This is a genomic window from Pseudoalteromonas sp. SG41-1, assembly GCF_014164575.1.
GTDB classification, from domain to species: Bacteria; Pseudomonadota; Gammaproteobacteria; order Enterobacterales; family Alteromonadaceae; genus Pseudoalteromonas; species Pseudoalteromonas rhizosphaerae.
Genome location: NZ_JACJFL010000020.1, coordinates 61,972 through 70,006, shown reverse-complemented (window position 1 = coordinate 70,006; position 8,035 = coordinate 61,972). Strand labels below are relative to the sequence as shown.

The 8,035-nt window shown below is 41.9% G+C and carries 8 protein-coding genes; all 8 read right to left on the bottom strand.

What is annotated here, in order from left to right:
* The coding region (locus H5203_RS12690) for a Na+/H+ antiporter subunit G (protein ID WP_182819829.1) at positions 1–257 on the bottom strand (257 nt) is incomplete at its 3' end.
* A gap of 11 nt (positions 258–268) precedes the next feature.
* Positions 269–538, bottom strand: a complete 270-nt coding sequence (locus tag H5203_RS12685; protein ID WP_016707651.1) for a K+/H+ antiporter subunit F — start codon at positions 536–538, stop codon at positions 269–271.
* Positions 532–1,068, bottom strand: a complete 537-nt coding sequence (locus tag H5203_RS12680) for a Na+/H+ antiporter subunit E (protein ID WP_145240454.1) — start codon at positions 1,066–1,068, stop codon at positions 532–534. The genes H5203_RS12685 and H5203_RS12680 overlap by 7 nt, the downstream gene beginning before the upstream one ends.
* A complete protein-coding gene (locus tag H5203_RS12675) occupies positions 1,068–2,585 on the bottom strand; it encodes a monovalent cation/H+ antiporter subunit D (protein WP_145240452.1) in 1,518 nt (505 codons plus the stop codon). Before H5203_RS12675 ends, H5203_RS12680 begins: the two co-directional genes overlap by 1 nt.
* Positions 2,582–2,929 carry a Na+/H+ antiporter subunit C gene (locus H5203_RS12670; RefSeq protein WP_145240450.1) on the bottom strand — a complete coding sequence of 116 codons (348 nt, stop codon included), beginning with the start codon at positions 2,927–2,929 and terminating at the stop codon, positions 2,582–2,584. Before H5203_RS12670 ends, H5203_RS12675 begins: the two co-directional genes overlap by 4 nt.
* A complete protein-coding gene (locus tag H5203_RS12665) occupies positions 2,929–5,721 on the bottom strand; it encodes a monovalent cation/H+ antiporter subunit A (RefSeq protein ID WP_149983002.1) in 2,793 nt (930 codons plus the stop codon). Before H5203_RS12665 ends, H5203_RS12670 begins: the two co-directional genes overlap by 1 nt.
* 213 nt (positions 5,722–5,934) lie before the next feature.
* Positions 5,935–7,146, bottom strand: a complete 1,212-nt coding sequence (locus tag H5203_RS12660; protein ID WP_182718694.1) for a hypothetical protein — start codon at positions 7,144–7,146, stop codon at positions 5,935–5,937.
* Complete coding sequence (gene nlpI / locus H5203_RS12655) at positions 7,130–8,008, bottom strand: lipoprotein NlpI (RefSeq protein ID WP_182718695.1); 879 nt, start codon at positions 8,006–8,008, stop codon at positions 7,130–7,132. The genes H5203_RS12660 and nlpI overlap by 17 nt, the downstream gene beginning before the upstream one ends.
* Positions 8,009–8,035 lie beyond the last annotated feature (27 nt).

Sequence of the window (8,035 nt, the reverse complement as noted above, 5' to 3'; positions counted from 1 at the left end):
AGCATGTAACCGCTGATCGGTGCGGTGATCAATAAGAAAATTGAGATCAATAATTCTTTGACACTAACGCCATCTTGCGTGTTACTAAAAAATACCATCGCGGCGATTAGCATTCCAGCCATGCCAAGGGTTGTTGCTTTTGTAGGACCATGCAGGCGCATAAAAAAGTCCGGCATTTTGATAAGGCCTATCGAGCCTATTAATATAAATGCACCACCGATTAATAATAATATAGAAACTATCCATTCACTGATCATGTTATTACCCTTTATTCGATGATGTCGCCACGTAACAAGTACTTACATACCGCTACTGTACTTACAAAGCCAAGCATCGCGATTAACAGTGCAGCTTCAAAATACAACCCTGTGCCCATACTCATACCGTATAAAATAATTAACGCTATGGTATTAATATACATAGTATCTAGCGCTAAAATGCGGTCAGGTACCGAAGGGCCTACCACCAAACGCCATAAGTTAAGCAGTAACGATAAACCAATCATTGCAAAAACAATTAAAAAGACCGTTTCTAACATTGAAATATCTCCTTAAGAGGTGCTTCGTAACGTTGTTTAATGGTGTCGATCAATGCTTGTTCGTCATCTAAATCTAATACATGAATAAGCAAATAACGCTGCGTTGGTTGCTCACCCTCAGCGAGAGATTCAGGTATCGGATATACCTCTGCACTTACGGTGCCCGGTGTGAGCGATACTGTGCTTGCCAAAATAGTTATAGGCATAGCATGGCTGAGCTCTATTGGTACTTTTACAAACGCGGGACGCAGTTTTTTAACTGGCCCAAGAATAAGCAATGCGACTTGCATATTGGCGGTAATAATGTCGTACATCACGATAATTAACTGCTTTAGCGCTAAACCGGGCTTAATAATAAGCGGTTGCGGTTCGCGAAATGGAAAACTGACTAAAGGAATTAAAATAGCGAATATCACAGCCAACACTATATGACCTGCCGATACGCTGTTATTAAGTAGCAGCCATACGACAAACAATAATGCACTGCGAAAAGGTGTTGGTAACCAACGAAAACGTGATTCTAAACGCATTATAAGCCCCCTCCAAGTACCGTATTGATACCACCGGTAATATCATGCAATTGCGTAGCAGCAGCAATCATATATTCACTTACTGCGCCGCCAAAGATCACTAACAAAGGCGAACAAACTAATAAAGCAATTATTGCCGTGATCTGCAATGGATGCGCTTTTACTCCTTCAGTCGGTTCACAGTCTTGGTGTTTGCGTTCCCAAAACAAGGTAGTACCCGCTCGAGATAATGCGACCAATAATGCAAAGCTGGCAAGCAAGTAAACAGGCCAAAATAGCAATGCTTTTTCGCTATCTAAGGTGGTTTTTAAAATCCACACTTTACCAATAAACCCTGACAGTGGTGGCATGCCGACTACAGCTAAAGCAGCAATAATAAAGCACGTGCCTAATAAGTATGGTTGCGCTACGCCGCGTCCTGGCGCAAAACGATCCGCAACTTTACCACGCTGATGAGCAATCAGGTCGGCCACTAAAAATAAGGCCGCGCACACTAAGGTTGAATGCACTAAGTAATACAACAGCGCCGCTGTGGCATTAATGTTTTGTAATGCGACTAAGGCGACTAACGTCCCCACCGATACAATCACTAAATTAGCAGTGAGCTTACGTAAATCTTGCGCGGCAACAACACCAATGGAGCCAACTATAATAGTTGCAACGGCCAAGCCCCACAACCATGGTTGTGCCATGTGTGCAAGTTGTCCTGCTTCATCACCAAAGATAACGGTATAGACACGCAGCATTGCGTATACACCCACTTTAGTCATAATTGCGAATAATGCTGCCACCACAGGCATTGCACTAGCGTAAGTATTGGGTAACCATAAGTGCAGTGGTAACAATGCGCCTTTTAGCGCAAAAACAACCAGCAGTAATAACCCACCAATTTTTGCAAGGTAGACGTCATCGCCCTGTAACTGCGACACTTTTTGTGCCATATCGGCAATATTCAAGGTGCCTAATACACCATATAAAATACCCAGTGCAATCAAAAACACACTCGATCCAATCAGGTTTAAACTCACGTATTGAATGGCTGATCGCGTTTTGTGTTTATCACCGTCATGCATTAGTAATGAGTAGGAAGCAATTAACAGCACTTCAAAAAATACAAACAGGTTGAATAAATCCCCTGTTAAAAACGCACCGTTAACACCCAGTACTAAAAAGTGTACTAAAGGATGAAAAAAGCCCCCTTTTTCATCATCTCCCATACAGCTGTAAACAGTAACAGCCAAACCTAGAAATGACGTTAGTAACACCAGTAGGACTGACACTAAATCAGCAACCAGCACGATCCCAAATGGGGCTTGCCAGCCGCCGATGGCATACACAATAATGCCTGACTGGAAAACTTGCCATAATAATAGCGCACTGACGAAAGTGTTTAATAATGCCATGACTACAGAGGCAACACGACGAATAGGAATACTTTTCCCACAGGGAGGTAACAGTAAAATAATGCCGGCAAGCATAGGTAATAAAATTGGCCAAGAAGCTAGATGCTGGATCATTTGTGCTCCTTGTGTTCAATTTTACCTAAGTGACCATCTACATGATCATTGCCTAAATCAGCACGACCACGAATTGCCAAAATCACGACAAAGGCGGTCATTGCAAAACCAATTACAATAGCTGTCAGTACCAACGCTTGCGGCAGCGGATCGGCATAGTCAGTGCCTGTACCAAGCACGACGGCTTTATTAATAGTTAAGCGCCCCGCAGAGAATAAAAATAAGTTCACTGCGTATGACAGCATCGTTAACCCTAATACTACCGGAAAAGTCCGTGCTCTTAGGATCAAGTACACCCCACAAGTCACCAGTACACCAACGCATGATGCGTATAACAGTTCCATTAAATATTTACCTCTTTCTTAGGTGTATCTGCGGTTAACTTACCTAGGCTTGCGAGTATCATTAAGGTCGCGCCGACTACGGTCATGTAAACACCTAAATCAAATACGATGGCACTGGCCAGTTCTACTTTGCCGATAAATGGCACATCAAAATATTCAAACCAAGTGGTTAGAAACGGTCGTCCAAATGCCCAACTTCCTAGCCCTGTTAACATTGCAATGGCGATACCCGAGGCAATGATCTTTCGATAGTTCACATCAAAGCGCTCAGAGATCCAAATTGAACCATGAGCCATATACTGCAAAATAAAGGCAATTGCAGTGACTAACCCGGCAATAAAGCCCCCACCAGGTAAGTTATGACCGCGCAAAAAGATATACGCAGAGACTAATAACGCCAATGGCAATAAACTTTGTGAAATACTGGCTAATAACAGAGGATGACGTTCTCGCGCCCAAGGGCGACCTTCACTGTCGCTGGCTGGCATAAACAATGGTAAATTAGTTAATACTTTATAAATACCTAACGCTGCAATCCCCAGTACCGTGATTTCCCCTAGGGTATCAAAGCCCCTGAAATCAACCAAAATAACGTTTACGACATTGGTACCGCCTCCGCCAGTTTTTGCATTGGCGATAAAGAAATCTGAAATTGACTCAAGCGGACGCGTTAATAATGCATAACAAATACTGGCAATAACCACCCCCACTGCTGAGGCAATCCCTAAATCACGTAAAATACGTAATGAACTCGACTCTTTAGGGGTGCGTTGCGGTAAGAAGAATAATGCCAGCATTAATAAAATGACTGTCACTACCTCTACGGTTAACTGTGTAAGCGCTAAATCGGGCGCTGAGAAGCGAGTAAATGCCACTGAAACCATTAACCCTACGATTGATATCATCAATAACGATACCATCCGTGAGCGATGCCAAATCACAGTGCTAATGGCACCGATGATCATTAAACCTGCACCAATGGCATTATGAAAATCGATCGGCGTACGTGGCGCAGTACCCGCCAAAGCGTTCATTTCAAACAATGGCCAACCAGCACACAACAATACGACCCCCAACATCACAACAATGTAACGTTGCAGAGAACCATTTTCGGTGCTGCTGATTTTTTCTTGACTCCACTTAATGATCGCATAGACAAACCGCTCAAAGGTTTTTTTAGCATTTAATGGAGGTAGTGATGCTTGAAACTTAAATAAGTGCTTACGCTGAATATATATAAATACACCGCCCACGACAGCCATCGCACTCATAAGCAATGGTAAATTAAAACCATGCCAAATTGACAGTTTAAACTGTGGTGTCGCTTCCCCAAGAACTGCTAGCGACGCCGCTGACAAAATACCATCAACCACAAAGTTTGGAAACATACCGACTAGTAAACACAACACAACTAGTATTTCGATTGGCACACGCATATAGCGAGGAGGCTCATGCGGTGTTTTTGGTAAATTGATTGGGTCGCCATTAAAGAATACATCGTGAATAAAGCGTGCCGAATATGCCACAGAAAAAGCAGCCGCTAGAGTTGCTAATACAGGAATAAGCCACGACATAGAACCTAGTATTTGTTGATGTAAGGTTTCTGCAAAAAACATTTCTTTTGACAAGAAACCATTTAATAGCGGCACCCCAGCCATTGCCGCTGCAGCAACCATTGCCAGTGTCGCTGTATAAGGCATAAATCGCCACATACCATTGAGCTTACGCATATCTCGCGTACCAGTTTCATGGTCAATAATACCGGTGGCCATAAATAATGATGCTTTAAACGTTGCATGGTTAATAATATGAAATATTGCCGCTACTGTGGCAAGTTCAGTATCTAACCCAAGTAATAAAGTGATCAAACCTAAATGGCTAATGGTTGAATACGCCAGCAGCCCTTTTAAATCATGCTTAAATAAAGCGATGTAGGCGCCGACCAATAACGTTGTTAAGCCGGTCATGGCAACCAAAATAAACCAGATATCTGTTCCAGCTAACGCTGGATAAAAACGTGCAAGCAGGAAGATACCGGCTTTTACCATAGTCGCTGAATGCAAATAGGCACTCACTGGCGTTGGGGCTGCCATTGCGTGCGGTAACCAAAAATGAAATGGGAATTGAGCTGATTTAGTAAATGCACCTAGCAATACCAACACTAATGCAACTTCGTATAAGTCATGTGACTGGATCAATGTTTTGCTAGCTAAAATAACGTCTAGATCATAGCTACCAACAATATCACCAAGCAGTAGTAAGCCGCCTAGTAGAGCTAATCCACCGGCTCCAGTGACTGCTAATGCCATACGTGCCCCTTTGCGGGCCTCTGATTTATGCCACCAAAAACTGATTAACAAAAATGAGCTAATACTGGTTAATTCCCAAAACAGCCATAGTTGAATCACGTTATTCGACATCACAATACCGAGCATTGCAGTCATAAACAGCATTAAGTAACAGTATAATTTTGGCATCGAGTCATTATTACTTAGGTAATAACGAGTATAAAAAATAACCAGCAACCCGATCCCTAAGATCATAAAGATAAACAATAAGCTTAAGCCATCTAGGCGAAAAGCCAGCTCCATACCCAGCGCTGGTATCCATTGAGTGGTAAAGCGAATTGTCTCACCCGCTAAAACCGCTGGCGTGTGATAAATCGCAATTGCTAAGGCGCATAAAGGCGCTAGCATAGTTAAGCTCGTAGATTGATTACGAGTCAATTTGCCGGTGCAGGAAGAAATAACACTGCCAATTAAGGATAACAGGGGTATCCAGAGCAAAGTCATAGAGAGAAACCTTTTGAAGTCATAAGAGTATCAATACACTGCTAGTTAGTTTTAGTTTAGTACTGGTCATTTCGGATGGTTTTAATTTTAGCTTCAATAAACGCTTTATAGGTATATAGTTATACTGATCAGCGACGATTTTGTCTATAGTAAGCCCTTCTACCTGCTGTTATTTTGTACTATTTTAGTGCTGACAGCATATTATTTACAACTTTATCCCTCAATATTTTTTTTTGTCATTTTGTTTATAAAGTTCATAGGTGCTTTAAATTGCTGAAAATAGTCGCTAAATCGTAGTGGTTGATAGCTCGGATCAGTAATTTGTTGCAACCATAATTGTTGATAATGCACTGACAAAGGGATTTGTTGATATTGCATTATTGACCAGTTATGACTTGGTTTATATGCTTTAATTGGTGTTTGACAGCTATCACTTAGCTGCCAGCCAGCCGGTGGTGTAAGATCATTGGCAATAAAAAGGTTCGGCGCCACCAAGCCTTTTTGATTACATAACCACGCCTGCTTCGCTGCGGGTAATGGATACTCATCTTCAAAGCCGTTAAAGTGCATCAGCTCATGTAAAAATAAACCGTAATAACTCGCCGAGTTTAAGTGCATTATGCCACCTTGCACATTGCCTGAGCCAGTTGCGGTCATCATCACTATAAAATCAAAGCCCGTTGGCCAAGCTTTATTGTGAGCTAAAGGCTGCCAATCACATTTAGCGGCATGTTGCGGCTGTTGTTGGCAGTTTATGGAGTCCCCTAAATAAATCGGCTTACTAAAACAAAAACTGCCTGAGCTCGGTTGGGGGTGTTGTTGATAACGAATTTTAAATGCATTAAGTTTTGCTAAACCTTGGCGATGATCTGTCATCATCAACACATTAAACTGACACTGCGGTTGCGCTTGCAGCTGTGAAAAGGATAATAAAAATCCCTCATGACTGGCAAAGCTTTGGTCAATACTCGCCGGTGTGGCGCCATGGTGTAATTTTAATTGTTCTGCCGCATGACTTGCAGGCAACAGGTGTTGCTCTGCCAGTGATGTTAAATCATCCCAACGTTCTGATTGCAGTAACAATGCACTGAGTCTGCGGCGCTTATCAACACTTTGCTGAGCCACGCTAACACGCCAAAAAGGTAAAGCCGATTGTGCTTGATCATTTGTTAGTAACCGCAGTGCCCAAGCAAATTGTGCATCTGTAACAGCATTTATAGCTAATAAGTATAAGGTAGCATCAGTCAATGAATTAAGCTGAGCATTAAAATCGTCAATAAAACGATAATAACTAATAAGAATAGAATCTGGGGTATGTTTTACATGCCAAAAGGCAATATCGCGATGCTGATTAACTGAGCTTGGTAAATATCCCAAACTCAGCATAACAACAACGCTAATAAATAATTTAACTGTCGTTTTCACCAGCCATTAACTCAAGCTCTAAACGGGCATATTTATATTCCACAAACTCATGCACATTGGTGGCAAGTGCTAAACGAAAGAAATCTGCGGCTTGATAATCAAGCCCTTTAGCTTGATATATTTTAGCTAAATAAAAGTAAGCTTCGCATAGCCGCTGCGCATATTCTTGTTCAGTTTTAACACCATCTGCAAGACTTGTTAAAAAGCTCTGCTCGCTCATATCGCCCAAATAAAGTGATATTAAACTATACGCCCATTGGCTATCATCCAGCCCTTGTGCGTTGCTTTTTAAGTTTGCTAAAGCTTGCACAGGATCAGCGCTTGCTTGCGCTAGATAAAGCCATAACACCCGGTAAGGATCACTTGGCGAACGAGATAAAAACTCTTTAAGATCAGCTGCTGCAAGATTTGCTCTATCGCCATAGTAAAGAGCAATACCACGATTTAAGTAGGCATATTCGTGTTGCTCATTGAGTTCTAACGCTGAATCAAAAAATTCATAGGCTTTTTCAAATTGTTGCATCAAGGTATGGTGAATACCTAAAAAGTTATACACTTCGGCTAAATCGGGCTTCAATTGCACAGCACGATTAAAATCAATCCGCGCCAAGGTAGACATACCTAAACTATCAAATAATACGCCACGGTCATAAAATAATTTTGCTTGTTGATCTGGCGCTAGATCAGCACGATTTAATAATTCAGAATAACGAGCTATCGCTATTTCACTACGAAAATCAGACGCTAAAGGCGCAGTGAAAGGCACATTCACAATCGCAGTCGGTTGTGCTTGCGAAGTAGATTGACAGGCGCTTAAAGACAGAATAGCAAACGATGCCAAGGCTATGTGTTTAAGTATCATTAAAATCCTTTATACCAAGATAAGTAG